The following is a 26,146-nucleotide window of genomic DNA, read 5'->3' as shown; positions in this document are numbered from 1 at the left end:
TTTTTTGTGTATACGAACTTGGACAAAAAGGTAATCGGCAAATCGAAGATTTACGTTATAACAACGTGCGATGCATAATTTCCGCCTCGCCCTGCACCGTTACTTTCCCGGCGCCGTCGCGGATCGTCGTCGTGACGACCGCCCGATGCTTTTCCCGGTCTACCTGTTGTACGGTCAGCACCGCTTCGTAGTCGGTATCCACGTACATGGGCCGTTTAAAGTCCAGCGTCTGCCGCAGGTAAATGGTTCCCTCACCGGGGAACTGTGTACCTAATACGCGCGAAAAAACACCTGCACTCAGCATGCCGTGGATGATGGGCCGCCGGAAGGGCGTCTGGGCCGCGTAGTCCGGATCGGAATGGATGGGGTTGTGGTCGCCGGTAACGTCGGCGAAGCGATCGACGTCGGCCTGGGTGTAGCGCAACGCCTGCGTGAAGGTATCGTCGGGTTGAAGCATGGTGGTACAGAGACAAATAGAAGAATAACAGGAAAAGAGACGCCCGGCACCGGGCGCTCTGCGTAAGGGTATATCAGCGTGGTTCGCCCATCAGGGTCACGACCAGCCGGCGACGGCCGCCGTGGTTCCGGTGTTCGCACAGGTAGACGCCCTGCCAGGTGCCCAAATTGAACTGCCCACCCGAGACCGGCACCGTCACCGCGCTACCCAGCAACGCCGCCTTGATGTGCGCGGGCATGTCGTCGGGGCCTTCGAGGGTGTGTTCGTAATACGGCGCATTTTCGGGCACCATTTTGTTGAAATGGCTTTCGAAATCGGCTCGGACCGTGGGGTCGGCGTTCTCGTTCAGGGAAAGCGAGGCGGACGTATGCTGAATGAAAATATGGGCGATTCCTACCTGAAAATCGCGCAGCTCGGGAATTTCGCGTTCAATGTGCCGCGTAATCAGGTGAAAGCCGCGCGGATGGGGCGGCAGGGTGATGGTTTTCTGAAAATAGGCCATGCAGGAAAAGGTGTTATCAGCGCCCGGCCCACGCACCAGACTCGCCAGCGGTGGTCAACAGCCGGGCTCTCGCGCTCAGGCTACCGCCCGGAAACCGGTCACTTCGTTGCGCTGGTGGCGTTCGCCGCTCAGTGGTTCGTAATGGGTGTGCTCTTCTACGTGTACCTGGACGGACCGCTCCAGCAGAATTTCCAGATCCTCGTTAAATCCGCGTGGCTCCGGTAGCCCGGCCGCGGCAAACAGTTGTTTCAGTAGGGCCAGGCCTTCGTCGGTTTCAGGAAAATGGTGGTAGGCAATGCCGTGCGGGTTTTCAAACGCAACGTGCCAGAAAGGGGCCGTATGGTAGCCCAGTTGCCCTTCTTGCACTTCAGTAATTTTTACATCGTGCCAGCCTTGTGTGAGTGTTGATCTATCAGAATGGGAATGAATGGTAGACTTCATGATAACGTAATGTTGAACTAAACTTTACTTTCCTGTACGGAATGTCTTCACGAATGTATGCGATTCCCATTGACTTTTCTCATCCATCCCTGTACTTTTTGGTATTCCTCAACCAAATCCTCTATCGCCATGAATCCGCAAAAAACTGCCGTGGTTCTGATCGAATTTCAGAACGATTTCACCTCGGAAGGAGGCAAACTGCACGAGGCCGTCAGAGACGTGATGGCCTCTACCCACATGCTCGAAAACACCAAAACGCTGGTCAAAGCGGCACGCAAACGGGGCGCGACCATTTTTCTGATGCCCATTTCGTTCGCCCCCGATTACCGCGAACTGACCAGTCAGCCGTACGGCATTCTGAAAGGCGTAGTCGACGCACAGGCGTTTCAGAAGGGCACCTGGGGTGTGGAGCTGGTCGACGGCCTGCAGCCGCAGGAAGGCGACATTGTGGTGGAAGGCAAACGCGGCCTCTGTGGGTTTGCCAGCACCAACCTCGACTTCATGCTCCGCAGCAAAGGCATCACCCATGTGGCCCTGGCCGGTTTCCTGACCAACTGCTGCGTGGAGTCGACCATGCGCACCGGTTACGAACTGGGCTACCGCATCGTGACGCTGACCGACTGCTGCGCCACCCTGAGTGAAGAAGAACAGCGCGTCGCCCTCGAAAAAGATTTCCCGATGTTCTCTTTCCCGATGACCTCACACGAGTTTCTGGAACAACTCGGCCAGGAAGAAGCGGAACTGGAAGGAGCAGGTCGCGGCTACACCGCCTAGTTTCCTTCGCCTCCCCGATCTTACCGCCTCCGGGCGGTTTTTTTATGTCCGACGGGTGTATTTTTCAACGCAAAGTGGGGGGAACGTCTGCCCTGCGACACTTTTTGCCCGTCGCAGGCAGTAGCTTCAGGGCATTGGCTAAAGCGTTTGTTTTATGAAATACCTGACCTTACTCTGCCTGGCCCTGCTCTTTGCGCAGTGTGCCCGGCACCGGGAAGTACAAGAAATGTTTACGGAGGCGGACAGCACCGGCACTGCGAAGATGCTCCTGGCCGAAACTGCCTTGATGGACAGCCCGGTCCACCAGACGTCCGGCAAAGCCGAAGTGTATGGCGTCGGCAGTCAGCAGCAGGAACTGCGTCTCGTCGACTTCCGGACCGACGCGGGACCCGACCTTAAGGTGTATTTGGCGACCGACACCAAGGCCTCGGCTTACGTGAGCCTCGGCGACCTGAAAGGCACCAGCGGCAACTTCTCCTACACACTTCCCGCAAGCTTCGACTACGAAACGTATCCCTACGTCCTCATCTGGTGCGAAGATTTCTCCGTACTGTTCGGCAGCGGCGAGCTGATGGCCGCCCCGTGAACGTGCCTGTATCTGTATAAAGTGGGTAAGAACGGTCGCTTTCTCTGGAGAGCGGCCTTTTTTTATTCAAGCGTTTCCCGCTCCACCCACTCTAAACCCTTGGGCAACTCCTGGGAGGAAAATTCGAGGTGGATGACGCGGCGGCGTTTCTGGTTGCTGGTTTTAGACGAAGCATGCAGCAACAGCGGACGCATCAGGTGAATTCCTCCGGCCGCGACTTCGCACAGGAACGGAGATTCGTACTGTTCCGAAAGCTGGCGAATCTCCGTGTCCGACAGGCGCTTCTGATGCGAGCCGGGAATGACCTTCAGCGCGCCGTTCGCTTCGTTGGCGTCATCGATATGAATGCGTACAGTAAAAATCTGCTGAGAAATTGCCTCGGGCGGCCGCACGCTCACCACGCCATCCCGCTGGGTCCACCCCGAAAAGCCTGCCGCAGGGCGCTTTTCGGTCACGTTGATGGGCACGTCCTGGTGCCACGTCACGTACCAGTTTTTCTGTGGTGGCTTGTCGAAATAGAGCGCCTTGGTCAGGAAGGCGTTCGAGTCGAGCGCCTGTACAATACGCAACAGGTTATGAGTCAACAGACACGCTTTCAACTCCGGCACCTTTTTGAGCAACATCCGCTCGCCAAACCGCGGTGCCCCTTCATCGGCAAAAGCCCGATCGAGCAACCGCCCGATGTGTCCCAGTTCACGCCGGGTGTAGACAGGCGGCAGCATACTGAACCCTTTGTGCGCCAACTGCTGCACCGCTGCCCTCAATGACCGCTCCTGCAATTCGGTATCGTAGCCGTCCAGGGCATTATGCAACCGTTCGTGGATGCAACGGCGCAAGCGGGTAGGTTCCAGGACGCGCACCGCCTCGCCGAACGCCAGAATTTCTTTTTCCAATTCGAAGTTGTGCTGCACGTGCAGTTGAATCGTGATGCCTTCCGGTCTCTCTTCCAGCAATTCCTGCGATGAATGCAGTGGCTTGGTCAGCACGTAGGGCGCGTGTTTCGCCGCCACGAACAGCACGACCCGCTCGGGCGGCTGCGTCGGACTGACCGATACCCCGATGGCGTGCTGAAAATAGGTCTCCGGCCGGAAGTCGGGATTGGCCCGGAAGGGTGTCTCGCTGGGTTTGAGGTCGAGGATACGGTCGAGCGCCAGGTTCAGAATCCCCTCGTGTTTCTTCTTCATCCCCAGCACAAACCACCGGTTGCGGAATTCTTTCAACAGATAAGGATGGAAGTCGAACGCATGGGCCTGTTGCGCTTTGAAGGACTGGTAGGTGATGCGCAGCGCCCGTCGCTGCAGAATGGCGCGGTAAAGCACATCGAGGTATTCCAGCCCCTTCAGGTGCTCGTTCTTTTCGAAGTCGATCACCGGCTGCGTGTGCGTCTTCTGCGAATACAGGTGGCTCTCCAGCTTCTGCACCAGGCCGTCCAACTCGCGGAAGTGCGAAAATCCCTGAAACTGTTTCATAAACTCCACCGCCTCCGTCAGCCGTCCCAGGTCCTGGTCGGTCAGCGGAATGTTGGTGATGCTGTAGGTGGGATCTTCGTACGCGTAGTACTTCTTGTCCACCACCACAATCGGCGCGTTGTAGCCCAGTTTGTCGCTCCGCATCATCTGCAGATCGGCCTGCACGGTGCGGCGGCTTACCCCCTTGTCGATCCCTTCATACTCGTACAGGGCCTCCGAACACGCCTCGATCAGGTCCTCCAGCGTCCACTTCCGGAAGCGGTTTTGCAGGCACTGGTCCAGGGTTTTGTAGCGAATGAGGGCGTTACGGTTGACGGGCATCGGAACGGTTTTTCGAGAAAAGTAACCACTTTTTCAAACTGTGTCCAGCCGCTTCCCCCAGGCTGTGGGTGGTTTCCGTGGCTATTGATGTGCGTTACGACGGCAAGGGCGGCAAAACCCAATGCACCCAACCCTGTTATCCCCCACCTTACCTGCGCCCAAAAGCAACCGGCATCGCTTCGCACCTGGATTGTGGTGCATCGAAAGGACATTGTTTACGCCATGCGGTTGGGTGCTTGCCACTTCCACAACGCTGGTAATTTCTGTGCCGAACCTACGCCATCGTAACGGAGGGCATTTTTTGACTGCAAAGCCGACGTTCCTGCAACGTACTCACCCACTTTTTTATCAAAAAAATCCCATATTCTTCGCACAGCGCACAATTGTTCCCAACTCGCTCAGGTGCTAACTCATCTTCCGCCAGTGTAAGTTTTTGTCGCACTGCCCTTCCGCTACGTGAAGTTGGCACCGAAACCCGCGCGATTGGGTCACAGCCGCCTCACTGGCAGCGAGTTCGCCGTCAGGCAGATCTCAAATACATTTTTAGATTCGCCTCCTCGGTTGGCACGGCCGCCGGGCAGATGCGTGGCGGAGCACTTGCTTCGTTCACGACGCCACCCGGGTGCGTGTGCAGCGCACCTTGCTTCTTGAAATAGTAAAAAATGCGACCTCCTTCCCAAACCTGATGCTTGTTTGGGGAGTGGTATGACGTCGCCCTAAAACCCACGTTTTTATGAGCTGGATTCGATCCTCTTCTTTTCTCCATCTAGGCACAGTAGCCGGTACGGTAGGAGTCGCTACGTTATTGTTTTCTTGCGACCCGCAGGCGGGAAGCTCGTCCGATCCGTCGCCGTCGGGGGGGCACCTGCAGTTCACACAGATTGCAGAAACAACCCCCTCGGCCTGGGCCAGCACGATCAACGTCAGTCCAAACGAACAGTACATGCTGATTTCGTACTACGACAATACAACGCCGAAACTCATGTATTCGACCGACGGCGGCGCCACGCTTACCAGGTACACTAATTCGAACCTGGACCGGCAACTGGTAGAAACCTCGATCAGCAACGACGGAAAATTTGTGTACGGAGGCTACACGCACACGCTTGCCTCAACGGTGGAAACGCTTCCGTCTCAGACGCTGGCCGTCACCGCCTCGGGGAAGATCGTGAACATCCAGAACGATGCCCAGACGGGTCAGCCGACGTTTCACCTCTACGAAGACGGCGCTTTCGTCAGCACGGGCGTGGTCGCCACGCTTGACAAGTCGTACTTCTGTGGCACTTCGGGCGAGCAACTGGGCTTTTTTTACGGGAACAAAGTTGGTATCTTTGACGCAACCACTCGCACCTACACCGAGAAAGAACTCACCCTCGACTTCAGCCGCTTGTACGGCAACGGGCTGGTCCAGAAGCGCACCAAGCGGGTGTTCAACGATGGCTACTTTGCCTACGCCAAAGAGGGAGGTTGCCTAATTGCGTCCTTCGCCACCGGCGAGGTCAACTACTACCACTATCCTAAAGAATACCAGATCTACCTCAACACGGAAGGCGGCATCAAACTCTACGGCGACAAAGCCTACGTCAACCTGCTCAACTACGCGGGTGAGGCCCGTGTGTTCGAAACCGAAGGCGATAGCGTCCACCTGACGCCCTACCAGTTTCCGCTGTGCCAGGTTGGCGACAACCTCTACACCCAAGGCTTCCTCGAAAACGGCGCGCGCATCGACGGGGGCCTGATCAAATACACGAAGGGCACACCCGCCTACCTGCCGGCTACGATAGAAAACAGCCGCATCGGGGCGTGTTTCCTGTTCGGCGACCACCTCTACTTTGCCAGCAAGCTTTACAACCGGCAGACCAAAACCTTCCGGACGTCACCGATCGGCGAAATCAAAAGTGTGCTCTACACCGACGGTGGCCCGATTGCCTACACCACCACGGGCACCTACAGCTCGACCGACGGCAACGAATGGACGCTGCGGTCGGTCGACGAGCCTCGCCCGCTGTACTTTACCCGCACGCCCGAAGGGCTCTACTACGGACTGGGCATCGGCGCGTATACGTACGTATCGCCCGGCACAGGCTTCAGCATGCCCCAATACAAGCAGACGGTCTACACCTCCACCGACGGCATCGATTGGGAAGAGCTTCCCGGCTCGAAAAAAGAGGCCCTGGGCGGCAGTCCCAAAATGATCAGCCCCAACGGCGTCATCGCTTATAAAGAAAACATCACCCCGTTCAGCAACGCCACGTACGTCTACCAGATCAGCCGCGACTTTGGCGTCACGTACGAGCGCATGCCGGAAGAAGAAGCACCCGCCCACTTCAGACTGACCAACTACCGCACCCGGGATGGCCGGTACATCAACTTGTACTACGACACAGGCCGCTTGCAATTTGTGGAGTGCAGCGACCCGAACGAAAACTGCACGGTCCGCGAGCTTACCACCTCCTTTGAATACAGCAGCATCAACGACATGACGTACACGCAAAACGACGAACTTCTGATTTCGGTCGAAGGCAACGTGTACCTCTCCGGCAGATTGTAAGGAGATTTTCTGCTCAACCCAGGTTGAGACGCGGCAGGCTCAGGCAAAAAGAGTCTGCCGCTTTTTTTGGCAATCGCCCACCTCTATGCCAAAAAGCCCCACACCGCGTACGCGCCCTCCACCCGCTCCGGGCAAGATCGCAGGCGAAGCATTTCAAAAAAAGTAAAAACTTTTTTCAACTGCGCAAAAAGACTGCGCAGTAGCCCTTCACCTTTGTTTCATCAGTTCACGAAAACGAAACAGAGATGAAATTCAACCAACCGCTACCAACGCTGCGCAACTACATGGGAGGGCGTGCCTACCGACTGACGCCGGAGATGGAACTTTACACAACGGTGGTTTCGACGATGCTGGACAACACCTATTACGAGAAGGCCGACCAGCGACTGGAGCGTATTCGTGCCCTGATCCCCCAGGTGGCACCCCAATTTGTGGCCCGACTGGCCGTATACACTCGCACACAGATGTACCTGCGCACCGTGCCGCTGGTCCTGGTGGTGGAGCTGGCGAAAATCCACTGTGGCGACGACTTGCTACGCCGGACGGTGGCACGTGTAGTGCAACGCCCTGACGAAATCACGGAACTGCTGGCGTATTACCAGCGCGCGAACGACCGCCAGGGCACGAAACAACTCAACCGCCTCTCGAAGCAATTGCAGCGCGGCCTGGCCGATGCGTTCAATCGGTTCGACGGGTACCAATTGGCGAAATACAACCGGGCGGGACAGGTAACGTTGCGCGACGCGCTTTTCCTGGTGCATCCAAAAGCCAAAGATCTGGCCCAGCAACTCTTGTTCGACCAGTTGACGGCCGACACGCTGCCAACGCCTTACACGTGGGAAACCGAACTCTCGGCCCTCGGTCAGCAGCATTTTGACACCGAAACGCTGCGCTTGCACGCCAAAGCAGCTCGTTGGGAGGAATTGGTAGAAAGCGGTAAGATGGGCTACATGGCATTGCTACGGAACCTGCGGAACCTGATTCAGCAAGCAACACCTGTGACTGTACAGAAAGTACTGACGGTGTTGACCGAGCCGACACGGGTACATAACGCCAGGCAGGTGCCGTTCCGCTACCTGTCGGCCTACGCCGAGGTGCAGAAACTAAAACAGGAAGAAAACCTGACACCTGCACAAGACGCGTTGATCACTCAGACGCTGGCCGCCCTGGAAACCGCCGTTTCGGTGGCGGTCGACAACCTGCCGGCGTTACGGGGACGGACGCTGATTCTGACCGACAACTCGGGTAGCATGCGCGGCGACGCGGGCGGAAGTTCAGCGGTTTCGGCCATGAGCCGACGTTCGACCGCCGACATCGCCAACCTGTTTGCGGTGCTGTGCGGCCTGAAAATGGAAGCGACGGAAATCGGGTTGTTCGGCGACCGGCTGGTGATACCGACCCTGGATCGGACACAAGGGGTCTTTACGAACTTTGCACACGTGAGCCAGGCCGGAGCCACCTGTGGTCCTTCGACCGAACAGGGTATTTTTGAGATGATGGAGCGGCTGATCCAGGAGCAGATCCACGTGGATCGTATCCTGATTTTCTCCGACTGTCAGATCGGTACCGGCTGCAACTGGTTCGGCCGTAGAGGGCACCGCGCAGACGACTTCAACCGTTTGTTCCGGAAATACCGGAACTGGAACCCGGCGGTGATGACCTACAGCATCGACCTGCGCGGCTATGGCAATACGCTTTTCCAGGAAGGCGTGGTGACCATCGGGGGTTGGAGTGAGAAAATCTTCGACCTGATGGTAGCCGCCGAGCGTGGCTCTGATGTAGTAGCGGAAATTAATCAGATTGACGTATAAAATCTTGAGGATGCCGTAGACGTGGGATACTTCGTCTTACCAAACAAAAGGCCCACGCCGCTTGTCGCTCCTCTTTTTAAAAGTTTAAAATACTACCGGGTGCCGTAGCGCTGAGTTACTTCGCTTTAGGTGCTGGAGATGTCGGTAACCAATCCGGCCGGATCAGATTCGCTGATCTGTGGTGTAATCAACACGCTATCTAGTCTCAGTGCGCCAGTCGCCCCGGTGTTTTAGTTTTACTCGACTTATAAAAGATGATTATGGACAATAGAAACTTGTATGCATTGGAAATGTACCGCGCTGTCAATGAAAATGACACCAGAACCAGCTTGATACACTTTGAACTCATTACAGAGGCACTATTTCAGCTTACTCAGTCATTGTTTGACAAAAAAGTAAGCATGAAATATCATCAACGGGAGCTTGAAGGAAAGTTTTTTCGATTTGGCTTAGCAAATCATAGCCTTATAAATCTAATCAAAGGCAATAGATTCAATCTCATTAATCAAGAAGTATCGATAACTGATGTATTCTCTATAAATAGCATCACAAGAATGCAGATTGAGAGCTTCTTAATTATGTTTTACTTATTTTTTGATAAGGTTTCTGATTCAGAAAAAGATTTCCGATACAACATTTACAAATTGCATGGACTACAAAAACAAGCAAGTTTCAAAACATCCTCCACATTCCCAGAGAAACATGTACATCTCAGCAAGATAAACTCGGAAATAGACGAATCTATAACTAATATCAAAAAATCGGATTTATATAGAAACGCCTCAGAGAAGCAAAGACAAGCGTATCTCAAACCCAAATCTGCCAGGCTCCTAAGTACAAAGGATTTGCTTGCAACAAGTGGGATTGAAGCCTCGCGCATCGATGAAATGTGGCAAATATACTCGAACTATGCACATTCAGAACATATAAGCGACAGACAGTACAACACCATTTATTCTGTAGAAAAAAACACCTTAAAACCATGCTCTCTAATCATCACCATCAATTCTATTTTGACATCAAAGCTAATAATTTACTTATCAGAATTATTCAAGAGCATAGAGGATGATTATTTAAAACTAAACTCTAAAGTTAAGTATCATATTGATGCTTTGAGCTCAATTGAGATTAGTAAAAACCGCCAGCTATGAAGTACTGGAAGTATATCTTGGTTCTTCTACTTATTGTCTGCACCGTAATAGGATTCTTTGCTATTGGATCAGCACATAACTCTTTGGAGGATCGAATCATCAGCTACACCGCCGATCCACGCACGCAAGACCTCAAGTTCTATTGGAAAGACGACCGAGAAGACATACTACACAGCTTTAGCCGCCTGAAGCAATTCACCGAGAGCCATCGGGAAAAGTTAGTATTTGCTATGAATGGCGGCATGTTTACGCCGAGCCACGCTCCGCAAGGGCTCTATATCGAAAATGGGCAGCTACTTGCCTCACTGGATACGACTGCCGGGCAAGGCAATTTCTACCTTAAACCGAATGGCGTCTTTTACCTGACGACCGATCGTCAGGCGGTGATTTGCACCACCGACCAGTTTTCAAACGACGGACAAGTGCAGTACGCCACGCAATCAGGACCGATGTTGCTGATGGATGGCGAGTATCATCCTGCCCTCAAAAAAGGATCTACAAATCTTCACATTCGCAACGGGGTAGGCATTTTACCAGATGGGCGTGTCGTCTTTGCCCTTTCGAAGACCGAAATCAATTTCTACGATCTTGCCAGCTTCTTTAAAGATCTGGGGTGTGAACAGGCGCTTTACCTCGATGGCTTTGTCTCGCGCATGTACCTGCCGGAAAAAGACTGGAGGCAACTGGATGGCGACTTCGGGGTGATGATCGGCGTCACTAAACCAGAATAGTAAGCAACTACTTTACAAACATCAACTTAACCATGAGACCGCAGCAAGAACCTGCCGCCGACATTCAACTTATCCAGGATAGCTCCATCATTCTGTATCGGAACAATGGCTTCTTGGATGAAGATCTGGTTACGCTCAGCAAGCTAAACTATCACATTATAGACATCAATGTGGCCAAATGGAACATCAAGCACGTCCACAAACATCTCAAAGAAGCACTTGGTTTTCCTGGTTACTACGGTGAGAATCTTAATGCGTTCAACGACTGCTTACGCGATTTGTATGACACGCGATTCAGAGGATTGGTGTTGGTATTCCGTCGATTCGACAACCTAACGGACCAAAGCCGCTCTTTTTGTGAAGCCCTTCTTGACATCATTGCGCATACCTCTCGCAACTGGTCCCTAACCGGTTACTTCTTCATTGGGATGTTCCAATCCAACGATCCGGATTTGGAATTTGGGAAACTCGGAGGCATCAATCCACAATGGAACTCACAGGAATGAGCTAACCAAGCCAGAAGAGGAGCTGCTTAGCTGCCGGAATTGGACATATGCAATAATCTGAAAAACCATATACTCATGAGATCATTATTTTGATAAACTCTCTCACAAGCAAAAAGGCCTTCGCATCATGAATACATTTGAAAGAATACAAGACAAAGTAGAAGAATACAAAAAGTACTACAATAAAAGGAAGCCTTATCCAATAAACAATTTTATTGCAAAAGTCAACATCGCCAAAGAAGTAAATGTAATTGTAGAGAAAAATACAAATAATCAGAAAGCAAAAATAGAGGCTCGCAAAAATTATGTAATAAATCTAGTTACAGCTCTCGAGGTATTCATAAAAGATTCGATCAAAAAGAGAGGAGGATTATTTGGCAATGATAATCAAAGAGATCTCTTAAAAGAAAAAATATCATTATACGAGGCACACCAGCTATTCAAACATAAAGATTTAAAAACGGAAGAAATCATAGCGATCTACTATTCTTTTCAAAGCCTTGAAAGTATTGATTATGTTCTTTCAAAGCTTATGGGAAAATCATTCTTAAAGGAAGCAGGAGCTATTGAAATTGATATCACGAATACTCACTCTAATTATTTTAAATCAAGCAGCATTCAATTAAACAAAGATTATCCTGAATGGCAAAAGAATATAGCTGAAGTTTTCGAAAGACGTCACAGCTATGTTCATGATTTACATTTTAACACTATTTTAGGCAAAAAGAGACTAAATTATTTAACACAGAACTTTATAGCTTTTACAATAGCAACTGAGGAAATTTTTCGGAAGACTGAAAATGAATCTTTTGAGTATATAATGAAATGGCTTGAAGAGAACAAAAGTGAGTAATTGTCATTTTACATCAACATCCCCATGAAAACCCTGATTCAAACGCGGCTGGCGGAACTGGAGCGGATGCACGCCATTTGCATCTTGTATGCGTGCGAGACGGGGTCGCGGGCGTGGGGGTTTCCGTCGCCGGACAGCGATTACGACGTCCGGTTTCTGTACGTGCATTGCCCGGCGTGGTACGTGTCGCTGCATGAACCGAAGGATTCGCTGGAACAGCTCCAGGACGACGGGCTGATCGACCTGTCGGGTTGGGAGTTGCGGAAGGCGCTGCGGCTGCTCTGGAAATCGAATGCCGCGCTGCTCGAACGCCTCCAGTCGCCGATCGTTTACCGTACCGACGCGGCCTTTTTAGCGGAAATGCAGGCGCTGGCAGGGGCGTGCTACTCGCCCGTCGCGACGATGCACCACTACCTGAACATGGCGAAGAAGAGTTTCGAGGAGATCGACGGACACGCGACGTGCAAACTCAAACGGCTCTTCTATGCGCTGCGGGCGGCCACGGCCTGTCGGTGGGTGCTGACACACGATACGCCGCCGCCCATCGTCTTTCCGGAGATGCTGGACAGACTGACCATCGCCCCGGCCCTACGGCAGCGGATCGAGGAACTGATCGCACTCAAAGCCGGGCAGTCGGAAGCGTATATACATCCGGCCGAGCCATTGCTGACCGACTTCATCCGGACAACGCTGGCGGAAGCGGAAACACGCGCGAACGACCTTCCGGCAGGAAAAGGAAACCTGGAGGCGATGAATGAATTTCTGTACCACACCATTCAGACGACATGGAACTGACGGTTGAGGAACTGCGCCAGCGCGGCTGGATCGTGCTGGAATGCCTGAGTGGCAGCCGCGCCTACGGCCTGGATACACCCACGTCGGACACCGATCTCAAGGGCGTCTTCATTCTGCCGGAAGCGGAATTTTACGGCCTCGATTACGTGCCGCAAGTACAGAACGCGACGAACGACGAGGTTTATTACGAACTGCGTTAATTGAATTATATTACTTCAAAATACCTCTCATTGCTTCAAAATGGTCATTTTGACAATATTTGGGGAGTATTTAAAAGCAGGCAATTGCATATAAAAGCGATATTTGTTGTACCCAATGTTGTACCTCATCTGGAATTATTGTACCTTATAGTATAACAACAACATCCCTTTTCCCTTATGGCAAGTGTCAAAGTAGTACGTAAAGCCAACAAAGTAGACGAGTTTGGCAAGGCTCCCCTATACCTTAGAATCATCAAGGATCGTAAGGCAAAGTTCATTGCCCTTAGTATTAAGGTGCTAGAAGAAGAATGGGATGAGAAGACCCAACAGGTAGTTAAGATCAAAGGGTTGAAGGGAAGAGAGATGAGGTTGAAGGTGCAGCGGTACAACAAGGCTATCTTCAAAAAGAGGTCTGATGCAGAAGATGTAGCTCTAGATCTGGAAACTACTTCAAAGTATGTAGCGCCAAAGAAGATTAAAGAGGCTATCATGGGTAAGTCTTCTGAAAGTTTCCTAAAATATGCTCATCGATACATCAATTCATTGGAGAAAGCAGGAAAAATTGGAACATGGGATAAGGCTAGAACTGTGATTTCCAAATTAGAAACCTACCTAGGCAAGAAGGACTTACTATTCGACGATGTTACTGTAAGCTTTCTTAAACGCTATGAAACCTACTTGAAGGAGGATCTTGGTAATTCTGTTAATACTGTATACTCGAATATCAAGATCATCAAAAAGTTATTTAGCGACGCAGTGACAGAAGATGTTATTTCAATCGAAAAAAATCCTTTTCTACGCCACAAGCTGAAAACAGAAAAAACTACCAAAGAATATCTAACAGAAGAAGATTTACAGGCGATAGATGCTCTTTTATTAAAATCAGGAAGTAAGAAGCATCATCGACGTAATATGTATATTTTCTGTTGCTGGGCAGGAGGTATAAGGATATCAGATGTTTTGCAACTGCAATGGTTAAACTTTGATGGGGAGAAGATTACGCTTACGATGCACAAGACAGGAGATGTTGTATCAATAAAACTTCCTACTCGTGCTATACAGATACTAGAAGAATATAAGCATCCTAATACTAAGTCAACTGACTACATATTTCCATTTCTGAGAAATGATCTCGATTATTCAGACCCCAAAGTCCTATATAAAGCTATTCAAACAGCTTCCAATCATGCCAATAAGAGTTTAAAGCATATTGCTAAAGAGGCTGGAATTGACAAGAAGTTAACATTCCATACTAGTAGACACACCTTTGCAACCAGAGCATTACGTAAGGGTATGCGTATAGAGTATGTATCCAAGCTATTAGGCCATACTTCCGTAAAGACAACTCAGATTTACGCAAAGGTGGTAAATGAAGAGCTAGATAAAGCAATGGATGTTTTTAATTAATGATGCTATGGTAAAAGTTGAAAGCCAACAATCCCCCCTATTCTACTTTGATCAGATACTAACCTTGAATGGAGTAGAAGAGAGAAAGGATAGGTTTCAAAAGGAATTTGAAGAGAGGGCAAATGATGAAAGTGGGCATGAAACGCACGGATTTAAGGACATTGACAAGGATGAGGAAGGAAGAATAGTATCCTACTACTGTTTTCCACTTGCCTCTTATACCGATGAATGGTTCTACTATTCCTTCAAAAATCAACTAGAAGAAGAAACCAAGGAAGCGACTTCTTATGCGATAACACAGTTGGATGCTGAGATTTACAAAGCTTCTCCTGAAATTCAGGATAACATTGTAAAGCATTACCATACTACGATTAGAAGCTATCTGGAAGAACCAAATGCTACTGAACTATATCAGTACCCCTTTGTGAAAGAAGGGCTTCAGCAGGTCTTAAATTACGTGGAGAAGAAAGTAACTTCTACCCATGTAGATGAATCGAATTCACAATCATCTGCCAAGAGCATTCAATCAGTAGATGATAGTATTACTACTGGATTCAAGTATACTCACCTTAATGACTTCCATTACTCAGACTGCCTAAAGAACTTCTACAATGCGTTGAAGCACAGAAAATTCATTTCAGAAGAAACAACATCAGCACAATTTAAAAGGATATTATCAGGCAAGCCAGTAGAGGAACCTGTTATATGGGCAAAAGCAAATAAGGAACTGGCCTATCTGATTCAGCAATTGAAAGATAAAGCATTGATACAAGGTGACCAGGGTGATACAAAGCTCACGAATCATTGGAAGATTGCTGTGAGATGCTTTTATGATAAGCATAAGCGGCCACTTGATACAGGACAACTGCAAAGACCTGGGGGGAAATGTAGCGATACACAAAGAAAGCAGTTGGATGAAATAATCAGCCTTCTGGCTATCCCTTAAACCTATTTTTAAGCAAGTTATTGATTATCAATAACTTAATATAAGTTATCCAAACTCTACCCACTTACTGATAACTCTACAGTAGAGTAGAACTTTTAAAATACTTCACAATTATCAAAGCGTGGTTACAGAAATGTAGCTGCGTTTTTTTGCTTTTATATACTCTACCTTTCACTCTACCCTCAATTAAGCTTCATCATATTGCCTCATTTAGCACTATACCTTTGAGTCATTGTTGAACTAAAATTGATAAAACAATGACAATTATCACGTTTGAATCTAAAGCTTATAAGATGCAATTAGAGGGCATCTATAAGTACCTCAAAGCCTTGTATGAAGAGGACAAGGAGAAAGAGAGAAAGAAGCCTTACACCATTAAAGAAGCATGCAAACTATTAGAGGTTAGCCCTCGAAAGCTGCAAGACTGGAGAAACGAAGGTGTAATCAGCTTCACACAAATCAAAAACAAGATCTACTTCAGACAAGAAGACATAGATCAAATGTTGGAAAAGTATAGTGTTAAAAATTTAGTCAAGTAGAAAGATGAAAGAAGAATTGGAAAACAATAACACGGAGAATGGCAACGAGAATAGCCATTCATCAGCAACAGAAGCTAATCAGCAAGAAATTGCAGTAAAGAAAGAAGAAAAGAAGAAGCCATCACTTACAATACCTGCAAATAGAATGCGAGAGGTATTTAAAGATAGGCCCAAGAAGAGAATGGTTTTTTCATCCATAAAAGAAGGATCTATGGGCATCATTGTTGGACCAAGTAAAAGCGGTAAATCAACTCTCATCGAGTGTTTAACATTATCCTTAGCCCTACAAAAAGAAGAGTTTCTTGGTCTACCTTTGCTCAAATATGAAAAACCTCCTAAAATTTTATATGCTTGCTTGGAAATGATGCCAGAAGAAGTATATGAAAAAATTGAGCGACAGCTTGAGTACCTTGATGCCACATGGGACGACCTTGCAGAAAATATAATCTTTATCTCAGAAGAATTTCCCCAATACTTCACAAGCGAAGCTGATTGGGAGAAGTTAGAAACAGTAATTAAGGAGAATGAGATAGAGATATTGATGATTGATTCATTAACGAGGTTAGAAGGAGGAGAAATAGAAAAAAGTACAGTAGCAGGAGCATTGATGAAACATCTTAGAATCATAGTAAAGAAATACCGTCTCACAGGAATCTTCGTTCACCACACTACTAAGAATGTAGATGAACTGCTCAGTATGAAAGATGCTGCTGGTAGTAGATTGGTACAACAAGAACCTGAGTTTATGCTAGGGATCACAAGGACGAAAGAAAAAAAGAGATTCTTTCAAGAAGTATTTAGCAGACACAAGAGAGACTCAGATGATATCATCCAATTTGAAATCAATGATAATCATTGGATTGAAGTACAAGGGGTAAGCTCCCTAACCGAGATTAACCGAAGAAAAGATGGAAGGGTTGATGATACAAATGCAGAAAAAGTCCTGCTATATTTCCAAGTAAATCTAGAAAAAGAGATCAAATGGAAGGAGCTTAAGGCTGAGTTTGAAGGAGAAGCTTCAGAAGGAAAAATGTCACAAGGAACACTTAATAAAGCCCTTGAGAAACTAATCAATTGGAAGAAGATAGAAAGAGTATCAAAAGGAATTTATAGAATGATTTCTATAGAACTAGAAGAGTGATATACCTAAAATATCCATAATATCAAGAATACCCATAATAGCAGTAAAAATCTAGAATGGGTATTCTGTTTAATAATGTATATTTAAAAAATCTTACTCCTAACCACGATCACATTGGAGCAAAATCAAATTATTGAAGCAAAAGACTTAAGTCTAGAAGAATGGTTATCTTGTATAACTTCACCTAAAAGACGTCTACTTTTTCCAAGTTATTGCTTTCCAACAGAAGGAATGGAATGTGAATACCTAAATACGATCGATAGCAGGAAAGAGGAAGAAGTAATTAATTTAATTAGATTGTTTGTAATGCCCACCGGTAATTTAGTTGCAGATAAATATGTATTAGAGAACCTGTCAATTCAGAAAAAGAATGGTACTGACATTGCAAATGAATATAAATACAATGAATACATAAGAAGACTATCGAGTAAAACGCAACCTAATTGGGAAGGTTTAACATGGATCATAGACCTGTTACCCAATAACCCAACAATGGCGATAAATGTTGTAGAAGCATACTATGTAGCTCATTTTTGGTTTTTACCTGATTTCAGAATCAATGGTTTACTAAATACCTTAACTCTTATAAGAGCAAAATATTTAGATAAAACTCATCCAAGAGATATACTATTAAATTTGAATCCTAAAGAATTTGAATGGCTAGTAGAGTATTTATATATAAACATGGATTATGAGACAGAATTAACTAAAGATAGTTATGATGGTGGCATAGATATAATTGCCAAAAAGCATGAAAAAGGACGAAAAGAAACAGTTCTTGTTCAATGTAAGCGATATACTCCTAATATAGGGGTTGGTACTGTCAGAAGCCTTCTTGGAGTTGTTGCCAGTGAGAAAGCTTCTAAAGGAGTCTTAGTCACAAGTAGTGCCTTTAGCTCTAGTGCAAAAAAAATGGAAAATAATAACCCAAGAATTGAATTAATTAATTGGTCAGATTTAGTAATGCTTCTAAATAAGTTTTGTGGATCAAATTGGAGCAGCAATCTCTCAAGGATATTCTTAAAAAGACATAACAAATGAATGTATTTTTTTCTTCAACGAAACACCTTACAAAACATGATAGTAGCAACTATGGATATTTTTGAACTGCCATCAGGAAGTATGAGACATAGTAATGAATAATGGTAATAATAGAGAAGCTCATTATAAGCCTCTCATAGTAATGATTAGCATGAAGGTAGTACACCTATCCATTCAAGTCAATCATGAGGCTAAGAATTCAATTCCTATATCTTTATTTTAACCACTCTTCTTATATTCACAACATTATCACTCAATCAGTGAGGTCCATCCACATACCGTTACTTAAGCACAATCTGTGACTATATACATGGAGTAGAGACTGAAATATATTTTATTCTAACCACGATACATACTTTAAATTTTCATTATTAGTACAAAACAAGTAACACTCAAATATAATATATTACACTATAAATGAAGTTGGAATTTAATAGATAAAATTGCCATTTTTAATATACTTCAAAAAACATACAATAAGTGCAACTCGACTTACTTTTTATCAGACCTTATAACAAAATCTGTTATGTATGATAACGAGCTTTAGAGTTTAGAAAACATTTAATAAGCTGCCGATTGTAATTTTGGTTACTATCCCAAATGTCAATCTGTTTATAGGCTCTCTAAGATTTTGCTCTTCAGCTGGTTTTATCTTCTCATAACTATTTTTAACATCAAAAACTTCAGCGTAAACTCCTCCTAAGAACACACCACTTTGCTGATAGAAATAAAAACCACATCCAACATTTGTTGAGTTAGGTAACAAATCACTTCTACGAGAAAATAGCTGAGATCTCAAGTAAGGATTGATGAGCAAGTGGTTTTTAGGCTCTTTATCAAGCTTTACATTGTATAATAAATCAATATTCAACTCATTAATTTTAACATTATCATATGCACCAGAGTAAGCGGCAATTTTTTTCTCTTCAATAACCGTCTGATTGTTTAATGAAGTAGACGACCTCCATGTATAATCCTTCTTAGATAGTATTACAAAATTGTTTGTCTCCAAATAGCTATAGGTGATACCTAAATTAAAACTTCCATACTGAAAGTTAATTCCAATACCTCCTCTACCACCACGAAATGATTCATCCTCGAAACTATCTTTTAGATTAGTACTATCATACCCTACAAACCTTTTAAATTCACTAGCATTAATACCTCCAAGCCCAAAAACCATCAATTGCCAATATACTTTTTCTTGAAGAGTATTCTCCATATTTTCAACTATAGTATCATAATAATCCTTAGTTTCTTTAAAATCGTCAATTTTATCAGATAGCTCATCATAAAGTCCTAATATGAAATTTTTTCTCTTAGCATCTTTTTCTTGCTTTAATTTGCTTCTAAGAGTGTTTAAAAACATTTGTGGACTATTCAATTCTTTATATTCATCACACAATTCTTTCCTTATGTTTGACAGTGATGAATCCTCATCGCTATTTTCACAAATATATCTTGTAACATATTCATCAAAAGACCTTCTACTGTCACTGATAAACTTTTGGTATTTTTCAATTTCACCACTATACTCTTCTTCAAATGCCTCAGGAATTCCATTTGACCAAGATAAGCCTAAGAAACCATTAAATTTCCCTTCAGGCACTAAATATCCTCTGTCAAATATATTGCCTATTCCTGATTCATTCTTTGCTACAGCATTTACTCCAAAGATTAAATATGAAGCCGTTCCTAGGCTTTTCTTTAAATTATTCAGCCCAAAACTTAATTCTGCCTCCCCCAAGTTTAAGGAAGCATTATTACCCCTCATAAGGAGTGAACTTTCTCCTTTAGCACTTTCAGTTAAATTTTGCGAGTACAATGGATAGCACAAAAAAATACTAACGAGAAGATAAGCAATTTTAATTTTCATATTTAATAAGGTATTTTAATCTGAGTTTTATAAAATCTAAATCTTGCACCACTATTAACTACTAGCTTTTCGTCTACATCGAAAAATTTTTTATTTTTATATGTTATATTAAAACTACCAACAAGGTTAGGTTTCCCTACACCCCAAACACTAATTACAACAGTACTTAGGATTGGTTCGATACTAATCTCTCCTTCTATCACATTAGTATCTGTAGGAGATCTCATAATTTCTAAATCATCTTCAGAAAGTCTTTCAGAATCAATTCTGAAAGTTGTTGCTCTCATACCATCTACGAGAGCCAGTTTAAACTTAAATGTTATTTTACTCATTTATAAATCATTGAACTAATAGATTAAGGCAAATACAAATTTGAATAGCAAATGTTTAAATTTTAAACATTTAGATCAATACTTACTTTTCAGTATTTTTTAATTCATTTTTTTTGCTATGAGACTTTTCCATTGTTTACTCTACACCATAGAAAATCCCCCTTTCCACATCTCTTTACTCAGCACATCTACATAGAATAGCTTTAACATCTCTCTTAATACTATCTGACAATGACTAGCCACCAATTATTCCTCTCTATTAATGCATAAATACATCGACCCTCTACTTCATATTATGGTATTGCAGTAGGTAGAAGTAAGAGCTTATGCCACAAAAAAACCCCTACAAGGGGCATATATAAAGTTTGTAACAATCCAATGCTGACTATCGTGCATTGTTTAGCTAGGCATATGCTGAAGCAGTTTTCAAACTTTTTTATGTTACAACAGCTGTGTTCACTGACATATAATGAATGCTTTTCTCACTTTCTACTTATTATTTATTTATGATAATCCTAAATAGTCAAGCCTGAATCAGTCTTGACTATACTTCTTTAAGCTTGACTATTTAGGAACAGGTTAATCAATGCTAAATAGCTATATAGATTTGTAGCTAGAGTCTTGATTTATAAAGAAATCCCAACCAGGAATATAACAATTTGGGATCAATTCTTTTAATTCTTTAATTTTACCATTATACGTCTTTTCTACATTAGTGAATAATGTAATTCGCTTTAACGTTGTAAACTTTTTTATGTTTTCAATCTTATATTTTGATGAATCTTTTTGAATCACCAAATTTTCAAATATTAATTCATTAAAACCTTCTACAAATATTGAATCATCCATCTTTATTAAAAGATCATAAAACTGAGTCTCATTTAATGAGATCGTTTTAACAAACCTAGCAACCTTTTGCTCACCTATTAATATTTCAAAAACAGAAGAGTATATTTTAATATTCTTTTCATCAATAAACTTCAAAACATATTTCACCTTGCTAAATTCACCTACAAATTTCTTAGCCTGATCAAATCCTATAAAATCAAATTTTTTACTAAAATCTTCATTTATAATATACTCCTTTGCAAGAAAAAATTCTAATATTGATTTATGTGAGAATTTATACTGACCAATAGCATTTCTATTTAAAAGTGATTTACTCTTCATTTCTAAAGAGTCAAGTTCAATATCGAAATCTTTTGCTATTTTCTCTATATCTTCCGCGCTTAGTGATAGGCCTTTCTCTATTGGTCTTGAACTCCACTTTTCATAAATCTTGAGTGCAACTATCCTTGAAAATAATTGCAAATTTTCCCTAAAACTATCTGCTCTCTCTGATCCAAATCTATTTGCTTCTCTAGAAATCCATTTTAAAATCAACTGATCGTAGATTTGAAAAACATACTTAAAACTAGAGGATGTCTGAAGAAGATCATCTATATAAGAAAGCAACATAGGCCTTACCATTAAACTCGGTGATTGATCTATTATTTTTTTAGCTATTTCTTTTTTTTCGAAATTAAAAGGATTGTATCTTCCAAATTTCTTATCTAAATACATTTTTACATCTGAATCTGAGAATGGAGAAACATACATCTTATGAAATGTGTGATTTTCTTTATCTTTACCATTTTTTTGAATATGTAACTCATATGGCTCTTCAATCTCATTTGGGAAAAATTGAGTTCTAGATGTTATCACTACTTTTCTAAAACCTTGGACAATATCTATTAATTCTCTAAATCTTTTTTTCCAATCTTGCGCAGCTTCACTATCTTCATCAAACCCATCTAACAAAAGTATAGTTTTTTTCTCTCTATAGTCATCCTTTATCTTTTTAATATCCTCCAGTGTTTGAGGATGACCAAGTGTAAATAGTTTAATATCATACTTCCTAAAAAAGTATGAACTATACTCAATATATAAGTTTACCATTAATGTACTCTTGCCCATTCCTGAATCAGATAGTATCAAATAAAATCTTGCATCGTCTTCGTCTGTAAAACCAAAACCTTTACTTTTAAACCATTGAATTGCGTCAATGTCAATATCAATAGTTCTTGACATTAGATAATCTTCATAGTTAGATGGGGGTTTATCTCTAAGTCTAGTTGGTACATAATACTTCCTAGCCTCTTTAACATATGATTTTGTAAAATATGGATGTAAATCTTTAGCCTTCTTAATGTACCTCAAATGCCTACTTATTTTGTTTTTTATTTTATTTAGAATCCATAATCCAAAAGGTAGTAATACTAATAACACTACTTCAACAAACCAATTAGGCATTTCAAAGCCATTGCTTTTTAAAAAATCTTGAATAGGCGCAATTAATGGTTCTATTATATCCACTACGATTAGAATTAAGATTATTTTATTATATGTTTAACAGGACTTTATAACTTTCAAGTTGGTATATTTTTCTTTAGCTTGCAATACTGAATTATAGGTATTGATCTTAAAGTTGTTTCTTAACATAACGTTCTTGCTATTTCAATTTCCCCCATTTACCTATATGCTCTAACCCCGAAAACTATATACATCAGAAGGTGTCTGCGTTACTTGGATCTTTGCTACCTAGTCCAGAACCTCATAGGTTATAATACATAGACTATTATTGAATGAGAGTAAGAGCGGGAGCTTACAGAGATACCCATAAAATCCTGTACTTGGGATATCGAAATTCTTTTTACCTATGATATAGCTTTTTCTTAATATCCGAGACTTCAAGAGGACTTCCTATGATGGGGGAAATTATCATTAGGAAGGTGGTCAGTAGTACTCGAAATACCCATAATACCTGAAATAGCAGGAATACGCATAGCACCTATTCTTGGTATTATGGATATTTCAGGTATTCTCGATATTATTTGCTCCAATACAATTAGGCTTAAAAAATTTTTTTTGTAAAAATTCTGGTAGGTACTTACCACCTAAAGCACCCCCGGCCCTCTTCTATCCATCCTTAACCGGCCCCTTTTAAGCAGCTAATCCAGCCCACACAGCTATACAAGGCAGAATGTCTCTGCCCTAGATCAATCCAGATTAATAGGTATAGCTTATGTTAACTGTAGTAGATTTCGAGCAATGTAAAAACAAGGAAGGCAAAAGATTCTTCATTTTACTGGTAGATGGTCATCACATCCAGATCCAATCTGAATTCTCAGGCTTAGACCATAGTACAAGGGTGAAGTTCCTGGTAGCTTGTAGCCTTCCTGAGGAGGAATGTAGGTACTTAGTTGGGAAACATCTGCCAGGAAGAGTAAAAAGAGAGCAGGTAGCTCCATACATGCATAAACTACCGTATGGAGGACAGGAGGTAAAACTTGACTTCAGGTATTCCTACCAACCTGAATATGCTTCTAATGGCTGTTTTATAGCCTTAGATAAGAATATACTCACTGTAAGGCATGGGAAGTAACACAAAAAGGCAGTCCTTTCAATGGGGCTGTCTTTTGACCTTCATCAACATCACTGATAGATTCTGCTGATAATTCATTAAAATAGAGGCTAAAAATTTGATGAACAGAAATATTAATATCCCCTCAACACCTAAAATTTTAATCTAATCAGCAATTTTTTATGAAAAAAGACTTACTGGGTATCTTGGGACTCTGTATAGGACTATTTGGTATTGTACTTACGATCTATTTTTATGAGAGAACAAAGAAAGAAAAGGAACCAACTTTTATAGTAGATCCCATCAGACTAGAGATTCTAAATACAGCTCGAACAAAAGAAGCTCCCATAAAAATTTTTACACCAGATGGAAATGAAATCAGAAGCGATCTAACAAGTATGACTTTCTACTTTTGGAATAAAGGTAGTGATCCAATACTTAGTACAGATATATTAAAGAATGTAATATTTAAGCTTGATCGCAATGTTAAAATAATAGACTACAAAATAATAAAAAGCTCTAGAGATGTCTGCAATCTAAAACTTATTAAGATTAACGATAATACATTAGCATTAAATTTTCATATTCTTGAAAGAAATGATGGTCTAACTGCGCAAATAATATATGAAGGAGAAAAAGAATCGAATCTATCTATTTCTTCTACTATCATAGGAGTAAAAGAGATATCCTCCTTTTCATTATCACAATATAGACTAATTGGGAAGGTTATTCTAAATATAGGAATTGGTATATTTATGATATTTGTGATTCTAGTTGGGTTTGGAATAAGTTCAAGTAGTGGCAGTGAAATGCCTGATTACATGACATTAAGAGAGTCAACAAAGTATAAAGAAGATAAAGATTTCCAGTATAAAGTTAATGAGCTAGAGCAAGCAATTGAAAATGTTTCTAACATTAGAGATAAAATTTATGGGCGAGTTCATAATGAACCTTCTAGGCAAGAGATCGAAAATAAAATGAAGAGAAAAAAGTTTTGGGCTAGGTTAGGTGTTACAATTGGAATTATCATAGTATTGATTATTTTGACTATTACTTGGTACATGACAAAACAAGAAGTTGTTGATAATCCTATTCAGTATATTCCAAATTCAATTAAACCTTGATGTATAAAATTGCTAATTCTGACTGGAAATTTATAGCCCTTATTGAGGCGAACGTTATATTTGAAGATGATTACTTTAAATACAAGGAATCACTGATTAGAGTTTTGAGAGATCAAACTGAATTTCCTAAAGAATTACACCTATTAGAAGTTTATACGAAAAGACAGACTGAGGAAGATATAGATACTGCTTATTACCGCTCTATTGATTTACTCAGTGAGTTTATTGATCAACTTTCCTTTATCACCTTCCAACCGGCAAATATTTACTCTCCATTAGCTATCTCGTATGCTAAAACGAAAATAGGCGGCGAATTTCCAATGCTACATATTCACTCCTCATTTTTTAGAAAAAGAGTAGGCTTACAAAAAGATGACTTTATTGATTTTACTGCTCTCGATACAGAAAAATCAAAGTATTACAATCTGCTCAGGCTATTAAAATATTACCAAAATACTCCTAAACTGGATGACAAGTTCCTATACCTTTACTCTGTTCTTGATTTCGTTGCTAACTTAGAATCGAAAGAATTTCAAACCACAATATGCCCTTCATGTAATTTTGAAATAAGCTTGCCACATAAGGCAACTGGAAAGTACATCAAGTCCTTAGCGAGTGAGTATGATATCAAAAATTTTAATATGAACAAGGTTAGAGGACTGCGATCAAAAATAGCGCATGGAGCAAGCAAACGCGATTACTCATTTTTTAAAGATCTAGCTGAATATCTACCCATACTTGAAGAGCTAGCTTATAAAACTGTTCGAGATAAAGTAGGTATAAGCATGAAACTTATAACAAATATACATGGTTACACTCCATTGCTAAAGTTAGAAAGTAAATGTGAAGAAACATCTCAATTGGATAAAGAAAGATATCCAGAGCATAAAGACAAAGATCACAAGTTTCAGGTAATAAATTTTAAAACACATCAAGTAGCTAGGTTTACGACCATAGATATACGAGGTAACAAAGGCGAATTACAGAGGGTGGCAAGCAAAATGGACAGTGAATACAACTTTTTGCCTGATAACAAAGATCCTGATGAGTATTTAGATGGATCAATTGGAGTAGACTTCGACAATGAAGGTAGATTACCTATTTCGCAATATGCTTGGCCTTACTGTATAAAATAAAATACTGTCTATGAACTTACTTCTTTATATAATCTAAGTGTTGTATCTATGTT

24 protein-coding genes are annotated in these 26,146 nt (G+C 43.0%); 17 read left to right on the top strand and 7 right to left on the bottom strand.

Annotation, left to right across the window (positions count from 1 at the left end):
- Nucleotides 1-55 precede the first annotated feature (55 nt).
- The 3 genes from BLR44_RS04815 to BLR44_RS04805 form a co-directional block, all read right to left on the bottom strand.
- Complete coding sequence (locus BLR44_RS04815) at nt 56-457, bottom strand: MaoC family dehydratase (protein ID WP_089679817.1); 402 nt, start codon at nt 455-457, stop codon at nt 56-58.
- 73 nt (nt 458-530) lie between these two features.
- A complete protein-coding gene (locus BLR44_RS04810) occupies nt 531-959 on the bottom strand; it encodes a secondary thiamine-phosphate synthase enzyme YjbQ (protein ID WP_089679815.1) in 429 nt (142 codons plus the stop codon).
- A gap of 75 nt (nt 960-1,034) precedes the next feature.
- Nucleotides 1,035-1,400, bottom strand: a complete 366-nt coding sequence (locus BLR44_RS04805; protein WP_143017126.1) for a hypothetical protein — start codon at nt 1,398-1,400, stop codon at nt 1,035-1,037.
- A gap of 129 nt (nt 1,401-1,529) precedes the next feature.
- Between BLR44_RS04805 and BLR44_RS04800 the strand changes: the two genes are divergently transcribed.
- Together BLR44_RS04800 and BLR44_RS04795 are read left to right on the top strand one after the other, a co-directional pair.
- Nucleotides 1,530-2,174: a cysteine hydrolase family protein gene (locus tag BLR44_RS04800; RefSeq protein ID WP_089679810.1), complete on the top strand. Its 645-nt coding sequence runs from the start codon at nt 1,530-1,532 to the stop codon at nt 2,172-2,174.
- A 154-nt stretch (nt 2,175-2,328) separates the two neighbouring features.
- Nucleotides 2,329-2,760 carry a DM13 domain-containing protein gene (locus BLR44_RS04795; protein WP_089679808.1) on the top strand — a complete coding sequence of 144 codons (432 nt, stop codon included), beginning with the start codon at nt 2,329-2,331 and terminating at the stop codon, nt 2,758-2,760.
- 62 nt (nt 2,761-2,822) lie between these two features.
- Here the strand turns inward: BLR44_RS04795 and BLR44_RS04790 are convergent, their stop codons facing one another.
- Complete coding sequence (locus tag BLR44_RS04790) at nt 2,823-4,550, bottom strand: phytanoyl-CoA dioxygenase family protein (RefSeq protein WP_089679806.1); 1,728 nt, start codon at nt 4,548-4,550, stop codon at nt 2,823-2,825.
- 733 nt (nt 4,551-5,283) lie between these two features.
- On the opposite strand from BLR44_RS04790, the gene BLR44_RS04785 reads away from it, so the two are divergent.
- The 13 genes from BLR44_RS04785 to BLR44_RS04725 all read left to right on the top strand — a co-directional run bounded on the left by BLR44_RS04785 (nt 5,284) and on the right by BLR44_RS04725 (nt 18,222).
- Nucleotides 5,284-7,101: a hypothetical protein gene (locus tag BLR44_RS04785; RefSeq protein ID WP_143017125.1), complete on the top strand. Its 1,818-nt coding sequence runs from the start codon at nt 5,284-5,286 to the stop codon at nt 7,099-7,101.
- Between the two features lie 245 nt (nt 7,102-7,346).
- On the top strand, nt 7,347-8,912 hold the full coding sequence (locus tag BLR44_RS04780; RefSeq protein ID WP_176955898.1) for a TROVE domain-containing protein: 1,566 nt from the start codon (nt 7,347-7,349) through the stop codon (nt 8,910-8,912).
- Nucleotides 8,913-9,202: 290 nt separating this feature from the next.
- Nucleotides 9,203-10,063 carry a hypothetical protein gene (locus tag BLR44_RS04775; protein ID WP_218127013.1) on the top strand — a complete coding sequence of 287 codons (861 nt, stop codon included), beginning with the start codon at nt 9,203-9,205 and terminating at the stop codon, nt 10,061-10,063.
- Nucleotides 10,060-10,794, top strand: a complete 735-nt coding sequence (locus tag BLR44_RS04770; RefSeq protein WP_089679799.1) for a phosphodiester glycosidase family protein — start codon at nt 10,060-10,062, stop codon at nt 10,792-10,794. Before BLR44_RS04775 ends, BLR44_RS04770 begins: the two co-directional genes overlap by 4 nt.
- Nucleotides 10,795-10,826: 32 nt before the next feature.
- Nucleotides 10,827-11,300 (top strand): barstar family protein, encoded by a 474-nt coding sequence (locus BLR44_RS04765; RefSeq protein ID WP_089679797.1) that lies wholly within the window; start codon nt 10,827-10,829, stop codon nt 11,298-11,300.
- A gap of 127 nt (nt 11,301-11,427) precedes the next feature.
- On the top strand, nt 11,428-12,153 hold the full coding sequence (locus tag BLR44_RS04760; protein ID WP_089679796.1) for a hypothetical protein: 726 nt from the start codon (nt 11,428-11,430) through the stop codon (nt 12,151-12,153).
- Between the two features lie 24 nt (nt 12,154-12,177).
- On the top strand, nt 12,178-12,948 hold the full coding sequence (locus BLR44_RS04755) for a nucleotidyltransferase domain-containing protein (RefSeq protein ID WP_089680748.1): 771 nt from the start codon (nt 12,178-12,180) through the stop codon (nt 12,946-12,948).
- On the top strand, nt 12,939-13,148 hold the full coding sequence (locus BLR44_RS04750) for a DNA polymerase beta superfamily protein (RefSeq protein WP_089679794.1): 210 nt from the start codon (nt 12,939-12,941) through the stop codon (nt 13,146-13,148). Before BLR44_RS04755 ends, BLR44_RS04750 begins: the two co-directional genes overlap by 10 nt.
- Before the next feature lie 177 nt (nt 13,149-13,325).
- A complete protein-coding gene (locus tag BLR44_RS04745; protein ID WP_089679792.1) occupies nt 13,326-14,555 on the top strand; it encodes a site-specific integrase in 1,230 nt (409 codons plus the stop codon).
- A 7-nt stretch (nt 14,556-14,562) separates the two neighbouring features.
- On the top strand, nt 14,563-15,501 hold the full coding sequence (locus BLR44_RS04740) for a hypothetical protein (RefSeq protein WP_143017123.1): 939 nt from the start codon (nt 14,563-14,565) through the stop codon (nt 15,499-15,501).
- A 257-nt stretch (nt 15,502-15,758) separates the two neighbouring features.
- A complete protein-coding gene (locus tag BLR44_RS04735; RefSeq protein WP_089679788.1) occupies nt 15,759-16,040 on the top strand; it encodes a helix-turn-helix domain-containing protein in 282 nt (93 codons plus the stop codon).
- Between the two features lie 4 nt (nt 16,041-16,044).
- Complete coding sequence (locus tag BLR44_RS04730; protein WP_089679786.1) at nt 16,045-17,181, top strand: AAA family ATPase; 1,137 nt, start codon at nt 16,045-16,047, stop codon at nt 17,179-17,181.
- Nucleotides 17,182-17,295: 114 nt separating this feature from the next.
- Nucleotides 17,296-18,222, top strand: a complete 927-nt coding sequence (locus tag BLR44_RS04725; RefSeq protein WP_143017122.1) for a restriction endonuclease — start codon at nt 17,296-17,298, stop codon at nt 18,220-18,222.
- Nucleotides 18,223-18,772: 550 nt separating this feature from the next.
- On the opposite strand, the gene BLR44_RS04720 is transcribed toward BLR44_RS04725, so the two are convergent.
- From BLR44_RS04720 to BLR44_RS04715, 3 genes are all read right to left on the bottom strand, one after another.
- Nucleotides 18,773-20,098: a hypothetical protein gene (locus BLR44_RS04720; protein WP_089679782.1), complete on the bottom strand. Its 1,326-nt coding sequence runs from the start codon at nt 20,096-20,098 to the stop codon at nt 18,773-18,775.
- Between the two features lie 2 nt (nt 20,099-20,100).
- Nucleotides 20,101-20,430: a hypothetical protein gene (locus BLR44_RS28515; protein ID WP_143017121.1), complete on the bottom strand. Its 330-nt coding sequence runs from the start codon at nt 20,428-20,430 to the stop codon at nt 20,101-20,103.
- A gap of 597 nt (nt 20,431-21,027) precedes the next feature.
- Nucleotides 21,028-22,785 (bottom strand): NACHT domain-containing protein, encoded by a 1,758-nt coding sequence (locus BLR44_RS04715; protein ID WP_143017120.1) that lies wholly within the window; start codon nt 22,783-22,785, stop codon nt 21,028-21,030.
- A gap of 1,230 nt (nt 22,786-24,015) precedes the next feature.
- On the opposite strand from BLR44_RS04715, the gene BLR44_RS04710 reads away from it, so the two are divergent.
- Both BLR44_RS04710 and BLR44_RS04705 read left to right on the top strand, forming a co-directional pair.
- Nucleotides 24,016-24,957: a hypothetical protein gene (locus tag BLR44_RS04710; protein WP_089679778.1), complete on the top strand. Its 942-nt coding sequence runs from the start codon at nt 24,016-24,018 to the stop codon at nt 24,955-24,957.
- A complete protein-coding gene (locus BLR44_RS04705; RefSeq protein WP_089679776.1) occupies nt 24,957-26,093 on the top strand; it encodes a hypothetical protein in 1,137 nt (378 codons plus the stop codon). The genes BLR44_RS04710 and BLR44_RS04705 overlap by 1 nt, the downstream gene beginning before the upstream one ends.
- Nucleotides 26,094-26,146 lie beyond the last annotated feature (53 nt).

This window comes from Catalinimonas alkaloidigena (genome assembly GCF_900100765.1).
Classification (GTDB): Bacteria; Bacteroidota; Bacteroidia; order Cytophagales; family Flexibacteraceae; genus Mooreia; species Mooreia alkaloidigena.
Note: the sequence above shows the minus strand (reverse complement) of the source record. Positions and strands in the feature narration are given on the sequence as shown.

Coding starts and splice junctions, on each gene's coding strand:
- BLR44_RS04815 (WP_089679817.1), bottom strand. CDS start 457: ATGCTTCAACCCGACGATACCTTCACGCAGGCGTTGCGCTACACCCAG.
- BLR44_RS04810 (WP_089679815.1), bottom strand. CDS start 959: ATGGCCTATTTTCAGAAAACCATCACCCTGCCGCCCCATCCGCGCGGC.
- BLR44_RS04805 (WP_143017126.1), bottom strand. CDS start 1,400: ATGAAGTCTACCATTCATTCCCATTCTGATAGATCAACACTCACACAA.
- BLR44_RS04800 (WP_089679810.1), top strand. CDS start 1,530: ATGAATCCGCAAAAAACTGCCGTGGTTCTGATCGAATTTCAGAACGAT.
- BLR44_RS04795 (WP_089679808.1), top strand. CDS start 2,329: ATGAAATACCTGACCTTACTCTGCCTGGCCCTGCTCTTTGCGCAGTGT.
- BLR44_RS04790 (WP_089679806.1), bottom strand. CDS start 4,550: ATGCCCGTCAACCGTAACGCCCTCATTCGCTACAAAACCCTGGACCAG.
- BLR44_RS04785 (WP_143017125.1), top strand. CDS start 5,284: ATGAGCTGGATTCGATCCTCTTCTTTTCTCCATCTAGGCACAGTAGCC.
- BLR44_RS04780 (WP_176955898.1), top strand. CDS start 7,347: ATGAAATTCAACCAACCGCTACCAACGCTGCGCAACTACATGGGAGGG.
- BLR44_RS04775 (WP_218127013.1), top strand. CDS start 9,203: ATGTACCGCGCTGTCAATGAAAATGACACCAGAACCAGCTTGATACAC.
- BLR44_RS04770 (WP_089679799.1), top strand. CDS start 10,060: ATGAAGTACTGGAAGTATATCTTGGTTCTTCTACTTATTGTCTGCACC.
- BLR44_RS04765 (WP_089679797.1), top strand. CDS start 10,827: ATGAGACCGCAGCAAGAACCTGCCGCCGACATTCAACTTATCCAGGAT.
- BLR44_RS04760 (WP_089679796.1), top strand. CDS start 11,428: ATGAATACATTTGAAAGAATACAAGACAAAGTAGAAGAATACAAAAAG.
- BLR44_RS04755 (WP_089680748.1), top strand. CDS start 12,178: ATGAAAACCCTGATTCAAACGCGGCTGGCGGAACTGGAGCGGATGCAC.
- BLR44_RS04750 (WP_089679794.1), top strand. CDS start 12,939: ATGGAACTGACGGTTGAGGAACTGCGCCAGCGCGGCTGGATCGTGCTG.
- BLR44_RS04745 (WP_089679792.1), top strand. CDS start 13,326: ATGGCAAGTGTCAAAGTAGTACGTAAAGCCAACAAAGTAGACGAGTTT.
- BLR44_RS04740 (WP_143017123.1), top strand. CDS start 14,563: ATGGTAAAAGTTGAAAGCCAACAATCCCCCCTATTCTACTTTGATCAG.
- BLR44_RS04735 (WP_089679788.1), top strand. CDS start 15,759: ATGACAATTATCACGTTTGAATCTAAAGCTTATAAGATGCAATTAGAG.
- BLR44_RS04730 (WP_089679786.1), top strand. CDS start 16,045: ATGAAAGAAGAATTGGAAAACAATAACACGGAGAATGGCAACGAGAAT.
- BLR44_RS04720 (WP_089679782.1), bottom strand. CDS start 20,098: ATGAAAATTAAAATTGCTTATCTTCTCGTTAGTATTTTTTTGTGCTAT.
- BLR44_RS28515 (WP_143017121.1), bottom strand. CDS start 20,430: ATGAGTAAAATAACATTTAAGTTTAAACTGGCTCTCGTAGATGGTATG.
- BLR44_RS04710 (WP_089679778.1), top strand. CDS start 24,016: ATGAAAAAAGACTTACTGGGTATCTTGGGACTCTGTATAGGACTATTT.
- BLR44_RS04705 (WP_089679776.1), top strand. CDS start 24,957: ATGTATAAAATTGCTAATTCTGACTGGAAATTTATAGCCCTTATTGAG.